The organism is Streptomyces sp. AMJ-169, from assembly GCF_055597585.1.
On record NZ_JBVLTJ010000005.1, the window covers coordinates 236,049 to 259,149 of the forward strand.

19 protein-coding genes are annotated in these 23,101 nt (G+C 69.7%); 7 read left to right on the forward strand and 12 right to left on the reverse strand.

Annotated features, from left to right (window positions below):
• Nucleotides 1-46 precede the first annotated feature (46 nt).
• Nucleotides 47-946 (forward strand): MurR/RpiR family transcriptional regulator, encoded by a 900-nt coding sequence (locus ACYUD3_RS14405; protein WP_470969001.1) that lies wholly within the window; start codon nt 47-49, stop codon nt 944-946.
• A 6-nt stretch (nt 947-952) separates the two neighbouring features.
• Here ACYUD3_RS14405 and ACYUD3_RS14410 read toward each other — a convergent pair whose 3' ends face one another.
• The 5 genes from ACYUD3_RS14410 to ACYUD3_RS14430 all read right to left on the reverse strand — a co-directional run bounded on the left by ACYUD3_RS14410 (nt 953) and on the right by ACYUD3_RS14430 (nt 6,314).
• Nucleotides 953-2,203, reverse strand: a complete 1,251-nt coding sequence (locus tag ACYUD3_RS14410) for a pyridoxal phosphate-dependent aminotransferase (protein WP_470969784.1) — start codon at nt 2,201-2,203, stop codon at nt 953-955.
• Between the two features lie 136 nt (nt 2,204-2,339).
• On the reverse strand, nt 2,340-4,649 hold the full coding sequence (locus ACYUD3_RS14415) for a peptidoglycan binding domain-containing protein (RefSeq protein WP_470969004.1): 2,310 nt from the start codon (nt 4,647-4,649) through the stop codon (nt 2,340-2,342).
• A gap of 154 nt (nt 4,650-4,803) precedes the next feature.
• Complete coding sequence (locus ACYUD3_RS14420) at nt 4,804-5,211, reverse strand: DUF6113 family protein (protein WP_470969006.1); 408 nt, start codon at nt 5,209-5,211, stop codon at nt 4,804-4,806.
• A complete protein-coding gene (gene mshB, locus ACYUD3_RS14425; RefSeq protein ID WP_470969009.1) occupies nt 5,211-6,068 on the reverse strand; it encodes an N-acetyl-1-D-myo-inositol-2-amino-2-deoxy-alpha-D-glucopyranoside deacetylase in 858 nt (285 codons plus the stop codon). Before mshB ends, ACYUD3_RS14420 begins: the two co-directional genes overlap by 1 nt.
• 51 nt (nt 6,069-6,119) lie before the next feature.
• Complete coding sequence (locus tag ACYUD3_RS14430) at nt 6,120-6,314, reverse strand: hypothetical protein (protein WP_470969011.1); 195 nt, start codon at nt 6,312-6,314, stop codon at nt 6,120-6,122.
• Between the two features lie 185 nt (nt 6,315-6,499).
• On the opposite strand from ACYUD3_RS14430, the gene ACYUD3_RS14435 reads away from it, so the two are divergent.
• Nucleotides 6,500-8,641 (forward strand): S9 family peptidase, encoded by a 2,142-nt coding sequence (locus tag ACYUD3_RS14435; RefSeq protein ID WP_470969013.1) that lies wholly within the window; start codon nt 6,500-6,502, stop codon nt 8,639-8,641.
• A 182-nt stretch (nt 8,642-8,823) separates the two neighbouring features.
• On the opposite strand, the gene ACYUD3_RS14440 is transcribed toward ACYUD3_RS14435, so the two are convergent.
• From ACYUD3_RS14440 to ACYUD3_RS14460, 5 genes are all read right to left on the reverse strand, one after another.
• Complete coding sequence (locus ACYUD3_RS14440; RefSeq protein ID WP_470969016.1) at nt 8,824-9,909, reverse strand: ABC transporter ATP-binding protein; 1,086 nt, start codon at nt 9,907-9,909, stop codon at nt 8,824-8,826.
• Entirely contained in the window at nt 9,902-10,876 is a 975-nt protein-coding gene (locus ACYUD3_RS14445) for an ABC transporter ATP-binding protein (RefSeq protein WP_470969019.1), read from the reverse strand. The genes ACYUD3_RS14440 and ACYUD3_RS14445 overlap by 8 nt, the downstream gene beginning before the upstream one ends.
• A gap of 418 nt (nt 10,877-11,294) precedes the next feature.
• Complete coding sequence (locus ACYUD3_RS14450) at nt 11,295-12,275, reverse strand: ABC transporter permease (RefSeq protein WP_470969021.1); 981 nt, start codon at nt 12,273-12,275, stop codon at nt 11,295-11,297.
• The gene (locus tag ACYUD3_RS14455; protein ID WP_470969024.1) at nt 12,268-13,191 is read right to left on the reverse strand and encodes an ABC transporter permease; all 924 of its coding nucleotides are present in this window, start codon (nt 13,189-13,191) and stop codon (nt 12,268-12,270) included. The genes ACYUD3_RS14450 and ACYUD3_RS14455 overlap by 8 nt, the downstream gene beginning before the upstream one ends.
• Before the next feature lie 6 nt (nt 13,192-13,197).
• Entirely contained in the window at nt 13,198-14,823 is a 1,626-nt protein-coding gene (locus tag ACYUD3_RS14460) for a peptide ABC transporter substrate-binding protein (RefSeq protein WP_470969026.1), read from the reverse strand.
• A gap of 208 nt (nt 14,824-15,031) precedes the next feature.
• On the opposite strand from ACYUD3_RS14460, the gene ACYUD3_RS14465 reads away from it, so the two are divergent.
• The 5 genes from ACYUD3_RS14465 (at nt 15,032) to ACYUD3_RS14485 (ending at nt 20,847) form a co-directional block, all read left to right on the forward strand.
• Nucleotides 15,032-16,969, forward strand: a complete 1,938-nt coding sequence (locus ACYUD3_RS14465) for an ABC transporter substrate-binding protein (protein WP_470969029.1) — start codon at nt 15,032-15,034, stop codon at nt 16,967-16,969.
• A 110-nt stretch (nt 16,970-17,079) separates the two neighbouring features.
• Entirely contained in the window at nt 17,080-18,057 is a 978-nt protein-coding gene (locus ACYUD3_RS14470; protein WP_470969787.1) for an ABC transporter permease, read from the forward strand.
• The gene (locus ACYUD3_RS14475) at nt 18,054-18,941 is read left to right on the forward strand and encodes an ABC transporter permease (RefSeq protein ID WP_470969032.1); all 888 of its coding nucleotides are present in this window, start codon (nt 18,054-18,056) and stop codon (nt 18,939-18,941) included. The genes ACYUD3_RS14470 and ACYUD3_RS14475 overlap by 4 nt, the downstream gene beginning before the upstream one ends.
• Nucleotides 18,938-19,885: an ABC transporter ATP-binding protein gene (locus ACYUD3_RS14480; RefSeq protein WP_470969035.1), complete on the forward strand. Its 948-nt coding sequence runs from the start codon at nt 18,938-18,940 to the stop codon at nt 19,883-19,885. Before ACYUD3_RS14475 ends, ACYUD3_RS14480 begins: the two co-directional genes overlap by 4 nt.
• A complete protein-coding gene (locus ACYUD3_RS14485) occupies nt 19,867-20,847 on the forward strand; it encodes an ABC transporter ATP-binding protein (RefSeq protein ID WP_470969037.1) in 981 nt (326 codons plus the stop codon). The genes ACYUD3_RS14480 and ACYUD3_RS14485 overlap by 19 nt, the downstream gene beginning before the upstream one ends.
• Before the next feature lie 55 nt (nt 20,848-20,902).
• Here ACYUD3_RS14485 and ACYUD3_RS14490 read toward each other — a convergent pair whose 3' ends face one another.
• Both ACYUD3_RS14490 and ACYUD3_RS14495 read right to left on the reverse strand, forming a co-directional pair.
• Nucleotides 20,903-22,051, reverse strand: a complete 1,149-nt coding sequence (locus tag ACYUD3_RS14490; RefSeq protein WP_470969039.1) for an ABC transporter ATP-binding protein — start codon at nt 22,049-22,051, stop codon at nt 20,903-20,905.
• Nucleotides 22,044-23,093 (reverse strand): ABC transporter ATP-binding protein, encoded by a 1,050-nt coding sequence (locus ACYUD3_RS14495; RefSeq protein WP_470969042.1) that lies wholly within the window; start codon nt 23,091-23,093, stop codon nt 22,044-22,046. The genes ACYUD3_RS14490 and ACYUD3_RS14495 overlap by 8 nt, the downstream gene beginning before the upstream one ends.
• Nucleotides 23,094-23,101: the final 8 nt, after the last annotated feature.

Here is a 23,101-nt window from a genome sequence, read left to right on the forward strand (position 1 = left end):
GGTCTCCGCACCCCCCGCCCGCCCCTCGTCGAGAGACAATCCCCCCATGCCCCCAGCCTCCCCCCGCCCCACCCCCCAGACCTTCGACGACCTCCTCGCCGAGTTGCGCCGCCGGGAGTCCTCGCTGACTCCCTCGCAGCGGCGGCTGGCCGAGCGGGTCATGGCCGATCCGGAGGGGGTCGCGTTCATGACGGTGTCCGAGCTGGCCTCGGCGGTCGGGGTGAACGAGGCGACGGTGGTGCGGTTCGCCGCCGGGCTCGGGCTCGACGGGTATCCGGGGCTGACCCGGCTGTGCCGTGAACGGCTGCGCGAGCAGGCCCAGTTGCTGCGCCGGTACCGCAGCCTGGAGCAGCTCGGCGCGGAGGGCGGCGCGCCGCTGGAGCGGACCGTCGCCCTCGACCAGGCCAACATCGCGCGCACCTTCGCCCGCATCCCCGAGGAGACCTGGACGGCGGCCGTCTCCGCGCTGGCGAACTCCCCCCGGGTGCACGTGATGGGCCTGCGCAAATGCCACGCGCCCGCGTACCTCCTCGGCTATCTGCTCGGCATGCTCCGCGAGGACGTCCATACGGTCACGGCGTCCGCCGGCGGCCTCACCGACGAGCTGCGCCGCATCCGCGCGGACGACTGTTTCGTCGCCGTCTCCATCCACCGCTACAGCGCGGAGACGGTCGAGGCGCTGCGGTGGGCGCGCTCCAGAGGCGCCCGCTGCGTCGCCCTGACCGACAATCCGGCGTCCCCGCTGGCGGCGACCGCCCACGACACGTTCTACGTCGACGCCGCCGGCCCGTCCGTCCTGCGCTCGATGACCGCGTTCACGTCCCTGACACAGGCACTGGCGGCGGGCGTCGCGCAGGAGAGGGGGCACGAGGCCCGGTCGACACTGCTGCGGGAGGAGGAGCTGCTGGAGCGGTTCGGGGTTTATGCGGGGGGCGGGGAGGGGTGAGGGATATCAACCCCGCCCCACAACCCCCTCCAACACCCCCCTCAACTCCCCCAACACCCCCGCCACCCAAGGCAACTCCACCGCCCCCTCCCCCTCCCCCAGCGCCGCCCACCGCTCCCCCTCCGTCTCCCCGTACAGCAGACTCGTCGCCACCCTCACCCGCAGCGCCCCCGGCTCGTCCCCGAACGCCTCCCCCGCCAGCACCCCGACCCCGTACCGCTCCAGCAGGGCGGACGCCAACTCCGCGCCGGTGCCGATGCCTTGGGCGGCGAGGGCGTCCCGGAGGGGCTCGAAGTCGGGGTACAGGTAGAAGCCCGCTTCCGGCGCCCTGCACACCGCCCCCGCCCGCACGAACTCGGCGTGCACGGCCCGCGCCACCGCCCCGTGCAGCCGCCGGGCGGCGTCGATGTGCCCGGTGACCTCGGGCGGATCACCCAGGACGTACGCGGCCACCGCCTGCATCGGCGCGGCGAGGCTCGACCAGATCTCGCTCGCGACGCCGGTCAGATCCCGCGTCAGCGCCCGCCCCCACGCCCCGTCGGGCACCCGCGCGAACCCGATCCGCCAGCCGCCCAGCGCCATGGACTTGCTCAACCCGCTGGTGACGACGGTCCGTTCGGGCAGATACGGCAGCGCGCTGGGCGCGGCCCCGCCGTCGTGGCACAGCTCGGCGTAGATCTCGTCGCAGACGACGGCCAGCCCGTGCCGCCCGGCGGTCTCGCACACCGCGCGGACGTGATCGGCGCGGGCGACCGTACCGGTCGGGTTGTCCGGGACCGTCAGCAACAGGACGCCCGGGGCCAGCCCTTCGGCCCGCGCGCGCGTGAGGGCGTCGTCCAGCAGCGCCGGGTCGGGGACGCCCCCGGACTCGGCGGGGACGGGCACATGGACGGTCCGCTTGCCGGCGAGGGCGGCCTGGGCGGCGTAACTCACCCACGCGGGACGCGGCAGCACCAGGTCCCCGGGCAGCACGGTGAGCAGCGCGAACAGCAGCGCCTTGCTGCCGGGCGCGAACAGCACCTGCTCGGGCCGGGTCGGCGTACCCCTGCGCGCGAACCAGCCGGCCGCCGCCTCCCGGGCCTCGTACGAGCCGACGACCGCGCCGTAGCCGTTGCGCCGCGCCGCCCCCGCGAGGACGCCGGCGACCGGGTCGGGCACCGGCAACCCGGCCTCCCCGAAGCCCAGATGGAGCACTTTCTCACCGGCCGCCTTGCGGGCCCGGATCGTCTCGTTGATGGCCAGGGTCGCCGAGTGCATCGTCACCGGGGGGCTCCTCAGAGTCGGGTGCGGCAATTCTATGTGCACAGAGATGCTTACGTGCAATTAAATTTGCACAGCTCGTCAAAAGAACAGCGCCCCCGGCCGGTGAAAGGCCAGGGGCGCCGCTCCCCGATCAGGTCGGGTTGGTCTCGATGACCCCCACCCGCTCCGCCGTCGTCTTGCCGACCAGCGCCTTGCGCAGCGCGTTGACGACGTCCTGGGGCAGCAGCGCCCGCTTCCCGGTGGCGGTGGTGATCTGGACGCCGTCGAAGGTGCTGCCGTACGCCTCCTTCAGGGCCTCCAGGTTGTACGAGTCGACGAGCTTGCCGTCGACCGCCTTGAAGCTGATGATCTTCGGCAGCGACTTGGGGCCGAACAGGATGCTCTGGGCGCCGCCCGCGGTCTGGACGGTGACCCGCGCGGACATCGCCGGCTCGGCGAACTCCTTCATCTCGCGGTCGACTTCGGCGTTGGAGACGGTCGGCTGCCGGCTGGTCGTGGGCACGCTCACGACGGTCGACTTCCCGGTCTCGACCTGCGTGCGGTACGCCGCCTCGACCGCGGGGACGGCCTTGGCGGTGTCGATGCCCTCGCCCGCCTTGCCGTAGACGGCGACGGCCTTGCCGTCCTCGAACTTGATGGTGCCGTCGGAGACCGAGCCGGTGCCGCCGGCCGCGCTCTCGATGGCGGCCTGGAGCTTCTCCTCGTCGACCGGCATGTCGGGCGCGACGACGCGCTGCTGCCCGAAGAGGGCGCCGATGACGGAGACCGGGTTGTAGTCGCTGCCGGAGGCGGAGTCGACGGTCGCCGGGATGTCGAACTGGAGGCCCGCCTGGTCGGGCTGGAGGGTGATCTCCTTGTCGCCGACCTTGAGCTGGACCTTGGCGTTCTGGGCGCGCGTGCCGAAGGCGTCGTCGAGCTTCTTGACGGCCTCGTCGCGGGTGCCGCCGCCGATGTCGACGCCGAGGACGGTGGTGCCCTTGGGGACGTCGGAGTGGTTCATGAGCAGGCCGGCGCCGTAGACACCGGCGCCCGCGACGACGACCAGGCCGACGAGGAGGCCGAGCTTGCCGCGGCCCTTCTTCTTGCCGGAAGCCTTGCCCTTGGCGGGCGTCTTGGGCGCCGGGGTCTGGCTCGCCGGGGGGACGACCGGGATGCCGCTGGTGACGGTCTGCCCGGAGACGTTGCCGTCCGCGCGGAAGCCGGCCGGGGCGGGGGACTGCTTCTGGGGGGTGAGGATCGCGGTGTCGTCACTGAGCCCGCCGCCGGGGAGACGGCCGGTGCCGGGGACGCCGGTCGCACCGGGGGCGCCGGGTACGCCCGTTGCTCCCGGCGTACGGCTCTGCGGCGGGGCCGTCGCCGCCTGCGGGGAGACGAGGCCGTGGGTGAGGCCGGGGCCGCCGGGGCCGGGGGCCGTGCCGGGGACGCCGGGGCCCGGGAGGATCGCGGGGGCGTCGCCGGTGACGGCGGAGGTGGGGCCGTTCGGGCCGAGGGGGCCGCCGGGGCCGAGGGGACCGTTGGGGCCGCTGGGGATGCCCATGCCGTCGGTCTCGGGGTATCCCCCGCCGAGGCCGGCCGTCGGGATGCCCCGCCCGTTGGTGTCCGAGTAGCCGTTCCCGTTCGGGGAGGAGAAGTTGTGCTGGTCCGGGAAGGGGTTCTGGGCAGTCGTGCCGTTGCCCGGGAACGCGTGCTGTCCCGTCGTGCCGCTCTCGGAGAACTCGTCGCCGGGGTCGGGGAATTCGCGGGCCATGGTCCCGAAGTCCGGTGCGCCGCCGGGGGAGTTCGCGGAGCCGCCGGCCGAGTTCGCCGCGCCGCCCGCCGAACCGCCCGCGCCGCCCGCCGACTTGTCCGCCTCCGCGCGGGCCACCGCCTCCGTCACGTCGAAGGACCCGGTGCCACCGCCGTGTCCGGGCGCGACGGGACCGCCGGTCGCGCCGCCGGGCAGGCCGGGCCGCTTGCCGGGAGCCGTCATGGCGCCGACCACTCCGCCGGGCCGGGCCCCCGCCGCGCGGGGCGCCGAACCGCCGGGGATACCCGCGCCGTTGGTCCCGCCGCCGCCCGGACCGCCCTTGGCGGGGCCGGACCTGCGCGGCGCGAACCAGTCGCTGGTCTTCTCCTGCGCGCCCGGCGCGGACGGCTGCGCGGGCACCTCGGGCACCACGGGCATGGCCGCGGTCGCCTCGGCGTCACCGCCCTCGGTCTCGCCCTCGCCGACGGGCTTGCGCACGACGACCGGCGGAATGGGCCGGGAGCCGGGGATGTTGATCCGGATCCGGGTCGTCACCGTGGTCTCGGTCTTGCGTTCCTCCGGCCGCGCGGCCGGACGGCCCGCGTCCGCACCGCCGTCGGACACCATGGGCGTCCCGTACGGAGGCGTGCCCGAGGGGTACGCGGCTCCGGCGCCGCGCCCGTCGGTGGACGGAGTGTCAGTTTCACGACTCAAGGCAGGTTCTCCAGGTTGGCTCCGCCGACCGCGCGACCTCACGGGCGGCTCGGCGGCGCTGCACCACGATACTGGCCGCGTCCGGCCCGTATCCCCCGGCCGCCCGGGAAACCCACACCGGATGGGCACGCGCGCACACGCGCGAAGTGGTACGTCACTTCCCAAGTCGGGCGGCGCCGCCGATCGGTTGCCGCCCGGCGCCGATCGTGGCGCAGATCACAGCGAGCGCCATGCCGCCCAGCAGGAACAGATACGAGCCGCCGCCCGCGCCGAACATGAAGTCGCCCTCCGGCCGTCCGGCGGTCAGCAGGACGACGGCGATCATCCACCCGGCGGCGGGCGCGACGGCCCCGGCCCGCGCGTCGGTCGCCCGCGCGCCCCCGACGAACAGCCCGGCGGCCCCGGCGAGCGCGAGGAGCAGCCCGCCGGGGAACCAGCCGGCCTGGACGAGCGCCCCGGCGATCCCGGTGACCGCGCCGAGCAGCAGCAGCCCGGCGTAGGCGGCGGCGCGGGGGAAGGAGGGGAGGGTGAGGGGCTGGGCGATGCGGTCCTGGTGCGCCATCACGCGACCCCCTCGAAGAGGTCGCTCTCGCGGCCCGCGCCGCCGCGTTCGCCCTTGACGAGCTGGTAGTACTCGTTCGTGAACAGCGGCTGCGCGAGGAAGTTGGAGAGCGCGAAGTACCGGTCGCCGGGCGCGACTTCGAGCTGGGTGACGTGCGCGCGCAGGGCGGCGGCCTTTGCATCCGCGTACGCGGCGCCGGAGATCTCGGTGGTGATCACGTCATCAGGAACCACACCGGGCACATCACCGATCGCCGCGGCCTTGTCGAACGGCAGCCCGGCGAGGTCCCCTTCCAGCCGCGCGAACCCCTCCTCCGCGACGGACCGCGGGACGCGGTTCCAGTAGACCTTCGGTACGACGATCCCGTCGTCCCCGGCGAGCTCCACGGCCCGCATAGCGATGCGGTGGGCCTGGATGTGGTCGGGGTGGCCGTACCCCCCGTTGTCGTCGTACGCGACCACGACCTGGGGCCGTACCTCGCGGATCACGTCGAGGAGCTGCCCCGCGGCGGCGTCGACGTCGGCCTGCCAGAAGCAGGCGGGGTCGTCGTTGTCGGGGAAGCCCATCATCCCGGAGTCGCCGTAGCGGCCGGCGCCGCCGAGGAGGCGTACGTCGCGCACGCCGAGGGCGGCCATGGCGGCGGCGAGCTCCTGGCGGCGGTGGGTGCCGAGGGCGGCGCCGGAGAGGTGCGCGAGGTTTGGCGGGATGACTTCCCCGCGCTCCCCGAGGGTGCACGTCACCAGGGTCACATGGGCCCCTTCGGCCACGTACTTGGCCATGGTGGCGCCATTGTTGATCGACTCGTCGTCGGGGTGGGCGTGCACCAGGAGGAGGCGCCGGGCCGGGAGATCCGTCATGGGGCCAGCCTACGAGGTGGCCCCATGCCGTGAAGTGTCAGGCAGCGGGGGTCAGAACTTGATGCTGCCGATCATGCTGGCCACGCTCGACGTCAGATCGCTGATCGTGGGTGCGACGGTGGAAGAGGCGAGATAGAAGCCGAGCAGCATGCAGATGACGGCATGCCCTCCCTTCAGCCCCGACTTCTTGATCAGCAAGAAGACGACGATCGCCAGCAGCACCACCGCCGAAATCGAGAGTGCCACGGCGGCTCACCTCCAAGGACCCGGATACATGGGGGACAGAGCGGGAGAACGTGTGAATCCATACAACAGCCAGCAGGTTCATACCCACATGGCGCTAGTGATCATAGCTACGACTATGCGCGCATCTGTCGGCGCACGGACGCGCAAGGGGGCGCGCGGCCATTCATCCGCCATAGGGTCGTGGCATGACGATCGAGCCCGATTCTCCGTCCGTCTCCTTCCCCCGCAGGCACGCCCGTACCCAGCGTTTCAGCCTCGGCGCGCCGCGTTCGTTCACGGTCGCACCGGACGGCACGCGGGTGGCGTTCCTGCGTTCGTCCTCGGGCACGGACCGCGCCAACTCCCTGTGGACGCTGGACCCTTCGACCGGCGCCGAACACCAAGTCGCGGACCCCTCAACCCTGTTGGGCGGATCGGCGGAGAACCTCCCCCCGCAGGAGCGCGCCCGCCGTGAGCGCCTGCGCGAGGGCGGCGCCGGCATCGTCGCCTACGCGACCGACACAGCCGTGCAGTTGGCGTCTTTCGCCTTGTCAGGCCGCCTTTTCACGACGGACCTGGCCTCCGCCGAGACGGCTGAACTCCCGTCCCACGGCCAGGTGTTCGACCCCCGCCCGGCCCCGGACGGCCGCCACATCGCGTACGTCGCCGGCGGCACCCTCCGCGTGACCGGCGCCGGCGGCGAGGACGACCGCGCGCTCGCCGAACCCGAATCCCCGTCCGTTTCCTATGGATTGGCCGAGTTCGTCGCGGCCGAGGAGATGGACCGCCACCGCGGCTTCTGGTGGTCGCCGCGGTCGGACCGGCTGCTGGTCGCGCGCGTGGACGACACGCCGTTGGAGCACTGGTGGATCGCCGACCCGTCCCACCCGGAACGTGAGCCACAGCACATCCGCTACCCGCTGGCGGGCACAGCGAACGCGATCGTACGCCTGTTCGTGATCGCACTCGACGGGACCCGTACGGAAGTCGCCTGGGACCGCGCCCGTTTCCCCTATCTGGCGCGAGTGCACTGGTCAGCGGCGGGTGCGCCGCTCCTGCTGGTCCAGGCGCGCGACCAGCGCAGCCAGCTGTACCTGGCGGCCGACCCGGAGACGGGGGCCACCAGGATGGTGCACGCGGACGAAGATCGGATTTGGCTGGATCTTTTCCATGGCGTGCCCTGCTGGAGCCCTTCGGGACAGCTCGTGCGCATCGCGGACGAGGCCGGCGCCCGCGTCCTCGCGGTCGGCGAACGCCCGCTGACCACGGCGCAGTTGCAGCTGCGAGCGGTGCTGGACGTCTCGGCCGACGACGTTCTCGTGTCGGCCGCCGCCGGGGAGGAGGCGGCCGATCCGGAACTCGGCGAGGTGCACGTCTACCGCGTCAACGAACTGGGCGTGGAGCGGATCTCCACCGAGCCGGGCGTGCACAGCGCCGTGCGCTCCGGCCCTGTCACGGTACTCGTGTCGGCGACGCTCACTCACGCGGGGCCGGTGGCAAGGGTGCTGCGGGACGGAAAGGTGGCGGCGACGGTGACGTCGTACGCGGAACACCCCGGTATGTCCCCGCGCGTCCGCCTGGCGACAGGGGGCGCGCGCCGGATTCCGTGCGCCGTGCTCCTGCCGCGGGACCACGCCGGAGACACCCCCCTCCCCGTCCTGATGGACCCCTACGGCGGCCCGCACGGCCAGCGCGTCCTGTCGGCCCACAACCCCCACCTCACGTCCCAGTGGTTCGCCGACCAGGGCTTCGCGGTGGTGGTGGCCGACGGCCGCGGCACTCCGGGCCGCTCCCCCGCCTGGGAGAAGGCGGTACGGGACGAGCTGGCGGCGGTGGTCCTGGAGGACCAGGTGGCCGCCCTCCAGTCCCTGGCGGGCGACTTCCCCCTGGACCTGAGCCGGGTCGGCATCCGGGGCTGGTCCTTCGGCGGCTACCTGGCGGCGCTGGCGGTCCTGCGCCGCCCGGACGTCTTCCACGCGGCGGTGGTGGGCGCCCCCGTGACGGACCTGCGCCTGTACGACACCCACTACCAGGAGCGCTACCTGGGCCTGCCGGCCGAGCAGCCGGACGTCTACCGGCGCAACTCCCTGGTGGACGACGCCGGCCTGGTCGACGCGGCGGAGCAGCACCGCCCGATGATGATCATCCACGGCCTGGCGGACGACAACGTGGTCGTGGCCCACTCCCTCCGCCTGTCCTCGGCCCTCCTGGCCGCCGGCCGCCCGCACTCGGTGCTGCCGCTGTCCGGGGTCACCCACATGACCCCGCAGGAGGAGGTCGCGGAGAACCTCCTACGCCTCCAGCTGGACTTCCTGCGCAAAGCGTTGGGCGTGAATCAGCCGAACTGAGGACCTCCGGGTACAGCAACGGGCCGGGACGACATGGCGCGTCCCGGCCCGTTTACGGCACCCGCACGGCCGTACGTTGTTCAGCGTGACGCGTCCGTATATCGGAACGGCGTCGGGGAAGTTGCCTGCGTGTTAACGCAGTTAGGGTACGTTGGGGCGGTTTTGTGACCACGTTTCCTTGATCATCCGGGGTCACCGGGGGCCGTCTCGGAATCGGCGGGCGACCCCTCCTCAGGCGGCACGACCTGCCGCTCCTCGGCGAAATGACAGGCGGAGTCATGCACGGCCGGCCCGGTCCGGTCCCGGAACGCGGAGGGCACGGCGAGCCGGGGCACCTCCCGCTCGCACCGCTCCTGAGCCTTCCAGCACCGGGTACGGAACCGGCACCCGGACGGCACGTTGGTCGGCGAGGGCACATCCCCGCTGAGGATGATCCGGTCCCGCCGCTCCCGGGCGGCGGGGTCGGGCACGGGGACGGCGGAGAGCAGCGCCTGGGTGTACGGATGCGTCGGATGGTCGTAGATCTCGGCGTCCTTGCCGATCTCCACGATCCGCCCCAGGTACATCACCCCCACCCGGTCCGAGATGTGCCGCACGATCGACAGGTCGTGCGCGATGAACACGTACGACAGGTCGAACTCGTTCTGCAACCGCTCCATCAGGTTGATGACCTGCGCCTGCACCGACACGTCCAGCGCCGACACCGGCTCGTCGGCCACGATCACCTCCGGCCGCAGCGCCAGCCCCCGCGCGATCCCGATCCGCTGCCGCTGCCCGCCGGAGAACTGGTGCGGATACCGGTTGACGTACTCCGGGTTGAGCCCGACGACATCCAGCAGCTCCTGCACCCTCCGCCGCCGATCCCCCTTCGGCGCCACCTCAGGATGGATCTCGTACGGCTCCCCGATGATGTCGCCGACGGTCATGCGGGGGTTGAGGGAGGTGTACGGGTCCTGGAACACCATCTGGATGTTCCGCCGGACGGCCTTCAGCGCCCGGCCGGTCAACTTGGTGATGTCCTCACCCTTGTACTTGATCGACCCCGCGGTGGGCCGCTCAAGATTGACCAGCATCTTGGCAACAGTTGACTTGCCGCACCCTGATTCCCCGACGATACCGAGGGTCTCTCCACTATTGAGCGTGAAATCAACCCAATCAACCGCCTTGACGGCACCGACCTGTTTCTTGAGGAGAACGCCTTGAGTCAGCGGATAATGCTTGACCAGTCCACGAACTTCCAGGATCGGCTCAACTGTTGATTCAACCATTGAGACACTCCCTCCAGAAGTGACAGGCACTGGCACGGTGTTCGCCGGCCTCGTGCAGCGGCGGTACATCCGTCCGGCAGACATCTTGAGCCATCGGACACCGAGGGTTGAACGCGCAACCCATAGGGATGTTCATCAAGTTGGGCGGCAATCCCTTGATCGCGTACAGCTCCTGCCCCTTCTGATCAATACGGGGGATGGAATCAAGCAGTCCCCGCGTATACGGATGAGCCGGCGCCTTGTAGATGTCGTGCACAGGAGCTTGTTCAACGATCCGCCCGGCATACATGACGGCAATACGATCGGCGACATCGGCGACGACCCCGAGGTCATGAGTGATAAGGATCAGCCCCATGTTGTACTCACGCTGCAACTCCGCGAGCAGATCCATGACCTGGGCCTGAACGGTCACGTCCAGAGCGGTGGTCGGCTCATCGGCGATGATCAGCGCCGGCTCCAGCGCGAGCGCCATCGCGATCATGATGCGCTGCCGCATCCCCCCGGAGAACTGATGCGGATAGTCACCGACCCGCTGCTTGGCCCCCGGAATCCGCACCCGCTCCATCAGCTCAACAGCCTTACCACGGGCGTCTTTCCGTGACATCCCCCGATGCACCTCGAACATCTCCCCCAGCTGAGCCCCCACACTCAGCACAGGATTGAGCGAACTGAGCGCATCCTGAAAAACCATGGCCATCCGAGCCCCACGAACCTGCCGCCGCTCATCCTCTTTGAGCAACAGCAGATCCCGCCCCTGAAAAAGAATCTCCCCAGCACTGATCCGCCCAGGAGGAACATCAAGAATCCCCATAATGGCCTGAGCGGTAACAGACTTCCCAGACCCGGACTCCCCAAGCACAGCAAGAGTCTCCCCGGCATCAACGCTGTAGGACACCCCATTGACGGCCCGAGCAACACCGTCCCGGGTATGAAACTCCACATGCAGATCACGCACTTCGAGCAACAAGGGAAGCTCACCTCATTTCAATGGCGGGGTGGCGCAGGGCGGACGGGAGGCCAGCCGGCGGGGCCGGGCGGGAAAGCCGCGAACGGCGGAAGGAGGAACGGCGGGAAGGCGGGGGAAGCCGCTGACGGCGGGAGGGCAGGACGGCGGGAAGGCGGGGGAAGCCGCTGACGGCGGGAGGGCAGGACGGCGGGAAGGCGGGGAAACCCGCGAACGGCGGGAAGGGGACACGGCGGGGGGTGTCCCGCCCGCAGCGTCCGGCGTGAAAATAGGGCTCTTCTGAACAGGGAGAACCGCCGGACCGAGGACGGGACACCCCCCGCCGGGTCCCCGCCCCACGACGAAGGCATGGGCGCTACACCAGCCCCCACCGACCCCGAGCAGGCCGCCGCAGGCACCCCCACCCCACCCACCCACACCTTCACCGCAGCTTCGGATCAAGAGCGTCCCGCACCGCATCCCCCAGCATGATGAACGCGAGCACAGTGATGGCAAGCGCCCCGGACGGCCAGAGAAGAGCATGCGGGGCATTACGGATATAGGGCGAGGCGGCAGAGATATCGATACCCCAGGAAACGCTGGGCGGCTTGAGCCCGACCCCCAGATAAGACAGCGTCGCCTCAAGAGCGATATACGTGCCCAGCGCGATGGTGGCAACCACGATCACCGGAGCGACAGCGTTAGGCGCGATATGCCGCAGCAACATACGAGAGTTCGAGGCACCAAGCGCCCTGGCCGCCTGAACATAATCGTTCTGCTTGGCAGTGATGACCGACCCTCGGGCGATACGCGAGATCTGAGGCCAGCCGAGCAGAACCATGAACCCGATGACGGGCCAGATGGTGTTGCTGGTGACGACGGACAGCAGAACCAGCCCGCCCAGCACCACAGGAATCGCGAAGAAGATGTCGGTGATACGGGAGAGGATCGAATCCCAAACCCCACCGAAGAACCCGGCAAGCCCCCCGAGAACGCTGCCGAACAGGGCAACCCCCAGCGTGGCAAGAACACCCACCGCGACAGATGTCCGAGCCCCATAAACGGTCCGCGTATAGACATCACACCCTTGCCCGTCATACCCGAAGGGATGCCCGGAGGACGACCCCTCCTGCGCCTTGGCGAGATCACACTTCAGCGGAGACCCGGAGGCGATGGCGGAGGGCCAGAGGGAGATGAAGACGAGGAAGAGGATGACGAGGGCGGAAACGAGGAAGACGGGATTACGCCGAAGGTCAAGCCAGGCGTCGGACCAGAGAGACCGAGGCTTACCGGAAGGACCGGAACCAGCACCCCCCGGAACCCCCCCTTTCTCCAAGCTGTTGCCCTCACTGACCGCCAGATCCATCGCCCCACCCATACCGGTACCGGCGATAGCGACCTCAGGCTCCTGCGGCTCAGGCATAACGAATCCTAGGATCGAGTACGGCATACAGCAGATCGACGAGCAGATTGGCGACGAGGAACACAAGAACCAGGACCGTCACAAACCCCACGACGGTCTGAGTGTTCTGCCGAAGAATTCCTTGGTAAAGCTGATACCCGACCCCATGAATATTGAAGATCCGCTCGGTGACGATCGCACCCCCCATCAACGCCCCCACATCGGTCCCGATGAACGTGACGACCGGAATAAGGGAGTTACGCAGAAGATGCCGAACGACAACCCGCCGCCGAGGCAATCCTTTAGCGATCGCCGTACGAACATAATCCGCCCGCCGATTCTCAGCGATGGAGGTCCGGGTCAGCCGAGTGACATAGGCAAGTGAGACGGACGCCAACACCAGCCCAGGCACAAACAGCTCCCCGAACTCCGCATCAGCGGAGACGGACGGCTTGATCCACCCCCACTCCACCCCGAGCAGTAGCTGGAGAAGAAGGCCCGTGACAAACGTAGGCACGGAGATGACCACCAGCGTGACCAGCAGAACCCCCGTATCCACAGGCCGCCCCCGCCGCAACCCAGTCACCACCCCCAACGAGATCCCCACAACGATCTCGATGAGAACAGCCACGACGGTCAGCCGAATGGTGACGGGAAACGCCGTCGACATCAGCTCGGTGACCTTCTGCCCGTTGAACGCGGTCCCGAAATCCCCGGTGAACACGTTCCCCATGTACGTCAGGTACTGCTGAATGACAGGCTTGTCCAGCCCGAACTCCCGCTTCAGCTGCGCGGCGGTACCGGGATCACACTGCCGCTCACCGCACAGCCCGGCAATGGGATCCCCCATCACATTGACCATGAGAAAGATCAGCAGCGTGGCCCCGACGAACACGGGAACCATCTGGAGCAGCCGCCGGACGACATAGCGCCCCATGCCGGCTCAGCCGACCTTGATCTCGTTGTACACCGGGACGGAGAACGGATTGAGCTTGACGTTGGAGAGCCGGTCGGAGTACCCGGCGCTGCCGTTCTGGTACCAGAGCGGAATGGCGGCCATGTTGTCCCGGACGACTTCCTCGGCCTTCTGGAAGTCGTGGACCGCTTTCCCGGTGTCGGTCTCGGCGTTCGCTTGGTCGACGAGTTTGTCGAAGTCCTTGTTGGACCACTTCCCGTCGTTGGACGAGGCGTCGGTGTAGTACAGCGGCTGGAGGAAATTCTGGATGAGCGGATAGTCCATCTGCCACCCGGCCCGGAAGGGCCCGCTCATCTTGTGCTGGGTGATCTGGTTCCGGAAGTCGGCGAACGTACCGATGGGATTCCCGACACAAGCCTTCTCATTCCCCAACGCGTTGTTGATGGAGTTGCAGACGGCGTCGACCCACTCTTTGTGCGAGCCGGTATCGGCGTTGTAACTGATCTTCACCTGCCCCCCAGGAATCCCACCCCCTTCCTGGACAAGCTTCTTGGCCTGAGCGGGATCATATTCACAAGAAGCACCGCACAACCCGGCCTTGTACCCCCCGGCGGCGCCGAGCACCGGAGAGGTCCAGTCAGTGGCAGGAGTGCGGGTCTTCTGGAAGATGGTCTCGGTGATCTGCTGCCGGTTGATCGCCATGGAAAGCCCTTGACGCACCTTGTCGGACCCACTCTTGTTCCACCGCGCGTCGTAATAAGGAAACGCGAGCGTCTGGATGATCCCGGCAGGAGTGTTGAGATACCGGTCCCCGAGATCCTTCTTGACGTTCTTGAGCTGCGCGGCGGGAACGTCGTCGACGAGATCGAGATTCCCGGCCATGAGATCGGTGTAGGCGGTGTTGTTGTCGGTGTAGACCTTGAGATCGACACCGCCGTTCTGCGCTTTGTCGCTCCCCGGATAGGCGTCCCACTTCTTGAGGCTCATCTGGGAGCCCTTGGTGTAGGAGCCGATCATGTAAGGACCGTTCCCGACCGGCTTCTTCAGCCAGCCGGCGTGGTCGGTGAAGAACGTCTGGGGCAGCGGGGCGAAGGCGTTGTAGCCGAGAGTGTCGGGGAAGGTGGAGAACTTCTGGGTGAGGGCGACGGTGAAGGTGCGGTCGCCGGTGACTTTGAGCCCGGAAAGGGTGCCGGCGGTCTGGGCGCTGCCGTCGTCGGGGTGGGTTTTGGCGTAGCCCTGGATGTAGCTGAAGAAGTAGGCGTTCTTCTGGTTGTTCTTGAGGCTCGCCGCGTAGTTCCAGGCGTCGACGAAGGATTTCGCGGTGACTTTCTCGCCGTTGCTGAAGGTCCAGCCGTCTTTGACGGTGACGGCGAAGTTCTGCGAGTCGGTGGTGTCGATCTTCTCGGCGAGCATGTCGTTGGCTTTGCCGGTGACGGGGTCGTACCGCTTGAGGCCCCGGAAGACCATGTCGAGGACTTTGCCGCCCTGTACCTCGTTGGTGTTGGCGGGCTCCAGGGGGTTCTGGGGGTCGCCCCAGGAGGCGCTGAGGGTGCCGCCCGTGTCGCTGCCGCCGCCCCCGCCTCCGCAACCGGTCGCCATCAGGGCGACCGCCGCCGCGCCGACGGCCCACTTGGCGTGCGTGGCTCCGCGCATGGATGCCCTCCTCGTCCCCGCGCGGGCCGCTGTGCCAGCCGCCCTGCGCAATGATCCGTTACCGGCCAATATCGCTACCCTCCGGCCATACGGCACATTCGGCGCGCCCATCTGCGGGACGACAGCCCGTACACCTGAGGGATTACGGGCCGTCAGGGCCCCACCTGGGAGGCGTCAACGGTAGAGACCAATGAGGTATGACGATCCGATGATCGGTGTGTTTCCGCAGGCCACATGGGGTGCGCGGCCCGTTGACGGCTTCACCGCGCCCCTGGTAGACACCCTCCGACAGGCGGTCCCCCCGGGTGAGCGAGGTCCTGTGAAGACGATCAGACGGTTCTGCTTACGCGCGCTCGCCCTGGCCCTGCCCACAGCGCTGCTCCCCACAGCCGCACTGCTCCCCACAGCGCCACAGGCCCAGGCCGCCGACACCGCCGGCACCGCCGGCACCACCCTCACCGCCGCCGTCGCCCAGAGCGTCGACTCCCTCAGCCCCTTCCTCGCCACCCGCCTGACCAGTACGAGCGTCCTGCGGCTGATGTACGAGTACCTGACGGACTACGACCCCGGCGACGCCCACCCGGTCCCGGGCCTGGCGACGGCGTGGTCCGCCTCCCCCGACAAGCTGACCTGGACGTACACGATCCGCGCGGACGCGACCTGGTCGGACGGCGAGAAGGTCACCGCCGAGGACGCGGCCTGGACGTTCACGAAGATGATGAAGGACCCGAAGGCGGCTGCGGCGAACGGCAGTTTCGTCGCCGACTTCGCGCAGGCGACGGCTCCGAGCCCGACGCGGCTGGTGATCCGCCTGAAGCGGCCGCAGGCGACGATGACCGCCCTGGACGTCCCCATCGTCCCGAAGCACGTCTGGGAGAAGGTCGGCGACTTCTCGTCGTTCAACAACGACAAGAAGTTCCCGGTGGTCGGCGACGGCCCGTACGTCCTCACGGACTTCAAGCCCGACAGCTACGTCCGCCTCAAGGCGAACAAGGACTTCTGGCGCGGCGCCCCGAAGTTCGACGAGCTGCTGTTCCGCTACTACAAGGACGGCGACGCGGCGGTGGCGGCGCTCCAGAAGGGCGAGGTCGACTTCGTCTACGGCCTCACCCCGGCCCAGGCGAACGCCCTCGACGGCCGCGCGCACATCAAGGTCAACGACGCCCCCGGCCGCCGCTTCTACGCCCTGGCCGTCAACCCGGGTGCCCGCGCCAAGGACGGCACCCGCTTCGGCGACGGCTCCCCGTCCCTCCAGGACCCCCGCGTCCGCGAGGCCCTGTTCCGCGCGGTGGACCGAACCGCCCTGATCGACAAGGTGTTCCAGGGCCACGCGGTGGAGGGCGAGGGCTACCTCCCGCCCCGCTTCGCCCCGTACTTCTGGAAGCCGACGGCGGCCCAGAAACGTACGTACGACCCCCAACGCGCGGCCCAACTCCTCGACGAGGCGGGCTACAAGAAGAACGCGGACGGCCGACGCACCGGAAAAGACGGCAGACCGCTCTCCTACCGCATCCTCTGCCACGCAACCGACCCCAACGACAAGGCGGTCGGCCAGTACCTCAAGGAGTGGTGGGCCCAACTCGGCATCGGGGCCAGCCTGGAGTGCCTGGACAACGTCAGCGACCCCTGGCTGGCCGGCCGCTACGACCTCGCCTTCGACGGCTGGTCGGTGAACCCCGACCCCGACTTCGTCCTGTCGATCCACACCTGCGCGGCCCTCCCCGCGACCCCGAAGGAGACGGCGTCGACCGACAACTTCATCTGCGACAGGCAGTACGACGCCCTGTACGCCCGCCAGTCGGCCGAGTACGACCCGGCGAAACGCGCCGCTCTGGTCAAGCAGATGGAGTCACGGCTGTACGACCTCGGCTACATGAACGTCATGGCGTACCCCGACGCCGTGGAGGCGTACCGCACGGACCGGATCGCGGCGATCGAGACGATGCCGAGGGCGGCGGGGAACATCTTCGGGCAGGACGGCTACTGGAGCTGGTGGTCGGCGGTACCGGCGGCGGCCGACAAGGGCTCCTCGTCGGGGACTTCGGCCGGCGTCCTCGTCGGCATCACCGCCCTGGTCGTCCTGCTGCTCGGCGCCGGGGTGTTCGCGGGGCTGCGGCGACGGGCGAACGCGGAGGACAGGGAGTGACCGAGGCGGCTGCCCCCAAAGAGGGGTCCTCCAAAGAGGCTTCCCCTCAAGAGAGTTCGCCCGGAGAGCCCGGCAAGGCTTCCGCCGAGGCGACTTCCCGCCCGGCGGCGATCCGCTATCTCCGCTACGGCGCCACCAAGTTGACCGGCGCCCTCGTCTCCCTCCTCGCCGTCCTGGTGACCGCCTTCTTCCTGTTCCGGCTCATCCCCGGCGACCCGGTGAAGACGATGACCGGCGGCCGGCCGGTGTCGTCGGAGCAACTGGCCCAGTACCGCAAGGAGTTCGGCCTCGATCTCCCCCTCTGGCAGCAGTTCACCGACTACTGCGGCAAGGCGCTCACCGGGGATCTCGGCACGTCGTACCAGTTCCGCGCCCCGGTCGTCGACAAGATCTCCGAAGCCCTCCCGAACACCCTCCTGCTCACCGGAACGGCCTTCGTCCTGTACACCGCCCTCGGGGTCGTGCTGGGCACCCGCTCGGCGTGGCGGCACGGGAGTGTGGCCGACCGCCTCAACACCGGTCTGGCGCTGACCCTTTACTCGGTCCCGTCGTTCTGGCTGGGCCTGCTGCTGATCGTCGTCTTCGCGGTGGGCGCGGGCCCGGTCCCGGGGCTGTTCCCGACGGGCGGGATGGAGTCGGGCGGCGAGAGCGGCTTCGCGTACGCCGTCGACGTCGCCCATCACCTCGTCCTGCCGGTCGTCACGCTGGTCGCCGTCGAGTACGGGCAGACGCTGCTGGTGACGCGGTCGGCGCTGCTGGACGAGATGGGTGCGGACTATCTGACGACGGCGCGGGCGAAGGGGCTGCGGGACGCGCTGGTGCGGCGGCGGCACGCCGTGCCCAACGCCCTTCTGCCGACGGTGACTCTGGTCTTCGTGAACCTGGGCCGGACGGTCGCGGGCGTGATCCTCGTGGAGACCGTGTTCTCCTGGCCGGGCCTGGGCGGGCTGTTCTACCAGGCGCTGTCCGTCCCCGATCTGCCGCTCGTACAGGGCCTGTTCCTCTTCTTCGCCTCGGCGGTGATCATCATGAACACGGTGGCCGACCTGGTCTATCCGCTGCTCGATCCGAGGGTGGCGGCGCGATGAGCGGTTCGCTGGCCTGGCAGCGCCGGCGGCTGAGCGCGGGCCGTTTCTGGCGGTCGTACCGAGCGCATCGGGCGGGGGTCGCCGGGCTCGTGGCGCTGGCCGGGTTCGCGGTGGTCGCGGTGGGGGCGCCGTTGTTCGTCGGGGCCGATGTGACGAGTGTGGTCCGGGCGCCGGGGCGGCCGTTGGAGCCGCCGGGCGGGGAGTTCTGGCTGGGGACCGACCGGTACGGGCGGGATCTGCTCGGGCTCGTGGTGTGGGGGGCGCGGGTGTCGTTGCTGGTGGGGCTGTTGGCGGCGGTGCTGTCGGTGGCGATCGGGGCGCTCGTCGGGGTGACCGCCGGGCATTTCCGGGGGGTGTACGCGACAGTCGTGATGCGGGTGACGGACTGGTTCCTGGTGATGCCGACGCTGGTGCTGGCGACGGCGCTGGCGACGGTGATGTCGCGTTCGCTGGGGACGATGGTCCTCGCGATCGGGGTGACGTCCTGGCCCACGACGGCCCGGCTGGTGCGGGCGCAGACGCTCGCGGTCCAGGCGCGGCCGTACATCGAGCGGGCGACGGCGCTGGGCGGGGGGCATCGGCACATCATGGTCCGGCATGTGCTGCCGAACGTGATGCCGCTGGTGCTGGCGCAGACGACGCTGATGGTGTCGTCGTCGATCCTCGCCGAGGCGACGCTCGCGTTCCTCGGGCTCGGGGACCCAACTGTGGTGTCCTGGGGCGGACTTCTCCAGGACGCGCGGGAGGCGGGGGCGGTGAGTGCCGGGGACTGGTGGTATCTCGTGCCGCCGGGGATCGCCGTCGCGGGGGTCGCGCTGGCGTTCACGCTGTGCGGGCGGGCCGTGGAGTCGGTGCTGAACCCCCGGCTGGGGGTGGGGAGTTGAGTGCGCTGGAGGTGCGGGGGCTGACGGTGACGTATCCCGGGGGCGCGGCGGCCGTGCGCGGGGTCGACCTCGATCTGACGGAGAGTCAGAGGATGGGGATCGCCGGGGAGTCGGGGTGCGGGAAGTCGAGTCTGGCGCTGGCGCTGCTGCGGTTGCTGCCGGCCGAGGCGCGGGTGTCGGGGCGGGTGCTGCTGGACGGGGAGGACGTGCTGGGGATGCGGTGGGGGCGGCTGCGGGCGGTGCGGTGGGCGGGGGCGGCGGTGGTGTTCCAGGGGGCGATGCACGCGCTGAACCCGGTGCACCGGGTGGCGGACCAGATCGCCGAGCCGATCGTTCTGCACAGCGGGGCGACCTCAACTGCCGCCCGGCGCAGGGCGGGTGAGCTGCTGGAGCAGGTGGGGCTGCCGGGGGTGCGGGGGCGGGCGTATCCGCATGAGCTGTCCGGGGGGCAGCGGCAGCGGGTGATGATCGCGATGGCGCTGGCGTGCGGTCCCGGCCTGATCGTCGCGGACGAGCCGACGACCGCGCTGGATGTGATGGTCCAGGCTCAAATCCTGCGTCTGATCGGGGAGTTGGTGGACCGGGAGGACCTGAGCCTCATCATGATCAGCCATGATCTGGCGGTGCTCGCGGAGACCTGTGACCGGCTCGCGGTGATGTACGCGGGCCGCGTGGTCGAGGAGGGCCCGGCCCGCGAGGTGTACGAGGCCGCCCGCCATCCCTACGCCAAGGCCCTGTCCTCGGCGTTCCCGCGCGTGGGTGACCCGGCGTCCCGCTTCACCCCGAGGGGGCTGCCCGGCGATCCCCCGGACCCGTCGGATCTGCCGGCGGGCTGTGCGTTCCACCCCCGCTGCGAGGTGGCTCTGAGCAGCTGCGCGGTACAGGACCAACTCCTGCGCGCGGCAGGGCGGGAGAGGAGGGCGGCGTGCGTCCACGTGAGCTGACGCTGCTGAGCGCCGAGCAGTTGAGGGTGACGTTCCCCGGCCGCCGGGGCGGACCTCCCGTGCGGGCGGTGGACGGGGTGGAGTTGACCGTCCACGCGGGCGAGATCCTGGCCCTCGTAGGCGAATCGGGCTGCGGCAAGACGACGTTGGCGCGCGCCCTGCTGGGCCTGGTGCCCCCGGCGGAGGGCACGGTGTCCTTCGCCGGCACCCCTCTGTCGTACACCTCCCGTGCCCTCAAGTCCTACCGCCGCAAAGCCCAGTTGATCCTTCAGGACCCCAGCGGTTCGCTGAATCCGCGGCACACGGTGTACGACGCGGTGGCGGAGGGGCTGCGGATCCATGGCTGCGGCGGGGACGAGCGGGCCGCTGTCGCGGAGGCGTTGGCGCGGGCGGGGCTGCGGCCTCCTGAACGTTTCTTCCTGCGCTATCCGCATGAGTTGTCCGGGGGGCAGCGGCAACGGGTGGTGATCGCGGGGGCGTTGGTCCTGGAGCCGGAGCTTCTGGTGGCCGACGAGCCGGTGGCGTCGCTGGACGCGTCGGTGCGGGGCGAGATCCTGGCCCTGCTGCTGCGCCTGCGCCGGGAGTTGGGCCTGGCGGCGCTGGTGGTGACCCATGACCTGGGCCTGGCGTGGAACATCGCGGACCGGGTGGCGGTGATGTACCTGGGCAGGATCGTCGAGACGGGCCCGGTGGAACAAGTCCTGACGGCACCTCAACACCCGTACACACAGGCCCTGTTGTCGGTCCTCCCAGAATCCCCGACCCCACCGACGATCCTGACCGGCGAACCCCCGGACCCGTCCCACATCCCCCCAGGCTGCCGCTTCCAGCCCCGCTGCCCGGTGTTGCTGAACGGGGAGGCGGAACGGGCGGGGGTGGCGGGGAGATGCCGGGGGGAGGAGCTGCCGGTACTGACGGGGGACGGGGTGGCCTGCCACTACAACTCCGCTTCGAGCCCCTGAAAACACCGGTTCCCGGCACCCAACCCTCAGGTGCCGGGAACTGTGGACCAAGAAGCTACGCCGCGTGCACGACGTCCTTCTCCTCTGCGAAGTGGCACGCCGACTCGTGCGCCGCCGGAGTGTCCTGGTCCTTGAAGCGTTCGGGGATCGCCAGGAGGGGGACCTCCTCCGCGCACTTGTCCTGGGCCTTCCAGCAGCGGGTGCGGAAGCGGCAGCCGGAGGGGGGGTTGGCCGGGGACGGGACGTCGCCGGTGAGGATGATCCGGTCGCGGTTCGCGCGGGCGTCCGGGTCGGGGACCGGGACCGCCGACAGCAGCGCCTGGGTGTAGGGGTGCGTCGGGTGCTCGTAGATCTGCTCGTCCGTGCCGATCTCGGCCAGCTTGCCGAGGTACATCACGCCCACGCGGTCCGAGATGTGCCGGACGATCGACAGGTCGTGCGCGATGAAGATGTAGGACAGGTTGAACTCGTCCTGCAAGCGCGCCATCAGGTTGATGACCTGCGCCTGGACGGAGACGTCCAGGGCGGAGACCGGCTCGTCGCAGATGATGATCTCGGGGTTGAGGGCCAGTCCGCGCGCGATGCCGATGCGCTGGCGCTGGCCGCCCGAGAACTGGTGCGGGTAGCGGTTGATGTACTCGGGGTTGAGGCCGACGACGTCGAGGAGTTCCTGGACCTTGCGGCGGCGGTCGCCCTTGGGGGCCACCTCGGGGTGGATGTCGAACGGCTCCCCGATGATGTCGCCGACGGTCATCCGGGGGTTCAGGGACGTGTAGGGGTCCTGGAACACCATCTGGATGTTGCGGCGGACGGCCTTCAGCGCGCGCCCGGACAGCTTGGTGATGTCCTGGCCCTTGTAGAAGATCTCGCCGGCGGTGGCCCGCTCCAGGTTCATCAGGAGCTTGGCGACGGTCGACTTGCCGCAGCCGGACTCGCCGACGATGCCGAGGGTCTCGCCCTGGTGCAGGTCGAAGGAGACGCCGTCGACGGCCTTGACGGCGCCGATCTGCCGCTTGAAGAGGATGCCCTGGGTGAGCGGGAAGTGCTTTTGCAGATTGCGGACCTGCAAAATCGGCTCCCCGCGCTCGACGGGTGCCTCGATGGCGCTGACGGCCTCGTCCTCGGTGGCCGCGGCGACGACGTCGACCTCGGAGACGTTGGGCGTGGCGTCCCGCTGGTCGTCCTTCTTGGCGGGCTCAGCCATGGAGTGTCTCCTTCCAGAAGTGGCAGGCCGAGGCGCGGCCGGCGAGGTCGGTGCCGTCCTGCTCGGTGACCGGCGCCAGCGGCGGCACGGTCTCGCGGCAGATGTCCTGGGCCTTGGGGCAGCGCGGGTTGAAGGCGCAGCCGGTGGGGACGCGCAGCAGGTTGGGCGGCAGGCCCTTGATCGCGTAGAGCTCCTGGCCCTTCTGGTCCAGGCGCGGGATCGAGTCCAGCAGACCCCGGGTGTAGGGGTGGGCGGGGCGCTTGTAGAGCTCGCCGACGGGGGCGCGCTCGACGATGCGGCCCGCGTACATCACCGCGATCTCGTCGGCGACGTCGGCGACGACGCCGAGGTCGTGGGTGATGAGGATGAGCCCCATGTTGTACTCGCGCTGGAGCTCGGCGAGGAGGTCCATGACCTGGGCCTGGACGGTGACGTCGAGGGCCGTGGTGGGCTCGTCGGCGATGATGAGGTCCGGTTCCAGGGCGAGCGCCATGGCGATCATGATGCGCTGGCGCATACCCCCGGAGAACTGGTGGGGGTAGTCGTTGACGCGGGCGGCGGCGGCCGGGATCTTCACCCGGTCCATCAGCTCGATCGCCTTGGCCTTGGCGTCCTTCTTGGACAGGCCCTGGTGGACGCGGAACATCTCGCCGAGCTGGTAGCCGACGGTGAGCACCGGGTTCAGCGAGGACAGCGCGTCCTGGAAGATCATGGCGATCTTGCTGCCGCGCAGCTTGCGGCGCTCGTCGCCGGACATCTTCAGCATGTCCTGGCCGCGGAAGAGGATCTCGCCCTGCGGGATGCTCGCCGGGGGCATGTCGAGGATGCCCATGATGGCCTGCGCGGTGACGGACTTCCCGGACCCGGACTCACCGAGCACGGCGAGCGTCTCACCGGCGCTGACGCTGTAGTTGACCCCGTTGACGGCTCTGACGACGCCTTCGCGGGTCTTGAACTCGACGTGGAGGTCGCGGACTTCGAGCAGCGGGCCGCTGTCGCCCTCACGCGGCGAGGGCACGGATACTTCTTCGATGACGGTCACGTACGCCT

Bases quoted from the DNA above. Each gene is read 5' to 3' on its own strand.
- ACYUD3_RS14465 (WP_470969029.1), top strand. From the start codon at position 15,032: ATGATCGGTGTGTTTCCGCAGGCCACATGGGGTGCGCGGCCCGTTGAC.
- ACYUD3_RS14405 (WP_470969001.1), top strand. From the start codon at position 47: ATGCCCCCAGCCTCCCCCCGCCCCACCCCCCAGACCTTCGACGACCTC.
- mshB (WP_470969009.1), bottom strand. From the start codon at position 6,068: ATGACGGATCTCCCGGCCCGGCGCCTCCTCCTGGTGCACGCCCACCCC.
- ACYUD3_RS14490 (WP_470969039.1), bottom strand. From the start codon at position 22,051: ATGGCTGAGCCCGCCAAGAAGGACGACCAGCGGGACGCCACGCCCAAC.
- ACYUD3_RS14420 (WP_470969006.1), bottom strand. From the start codon at position 5,211: ATGGCGCACCAGGACCGCATCGCCCAGCCCCTCACCCTCCCCTCCTTC.
- ACYUD3_RS14450 (WP_470969021.1), bottom strand. From the start codon at position 12,275: ATGCCTGAGCCGCAGGAGCCTGAGGTCGCTATCGCCGGTACCGGTATG.
- ACYUD3_RS14455 (WP_470969024.1), bottom strand. From the start codon at position 13,191: ATGGGGCGCTATGTCGTCCGGCGGCTGCTCCAGATGGTTCCCGTGTTC.
- ACYUD3_RS14460 (WP_470969026.1), bottom strand. From the start codon at position 14,823: ATGCGCGGAGCCACGCACGCCAAGTGGGCCGTCGGCGCGGCGGCGGTC.
- ACYUD3_RS14410 (WP_470969784.1), bottom strand. From the start codon at position 2,203: ATGCACTCGGCGACCCTGGCCATCAACGAGACGATCCGGGCCCGCAAG.
- ACYUD3_RS14475 (WP_470969032.1), top strand. From the start codon at position 18,054: ATGAGCGGTTCGCTGGCCTGGCAGCGCCGGCGGCTGAGCGCGGGCCGT.
- ACYUD3_RS14440 (WP_470969016.1), bottom strand. From the start codon at position 9,909: ATGGTTGAATCAACAGTTGAGCCGATCCTGGAAGTTCGTGGACTGGTC.
- ACYUD3_RS14435 (WP_470969013.1), top strand. From the start codon at position 6,500: ATGACGATCGAGCCCGATTCTCCGTCCGTCTCCTTCCCCCGCAGGCAC.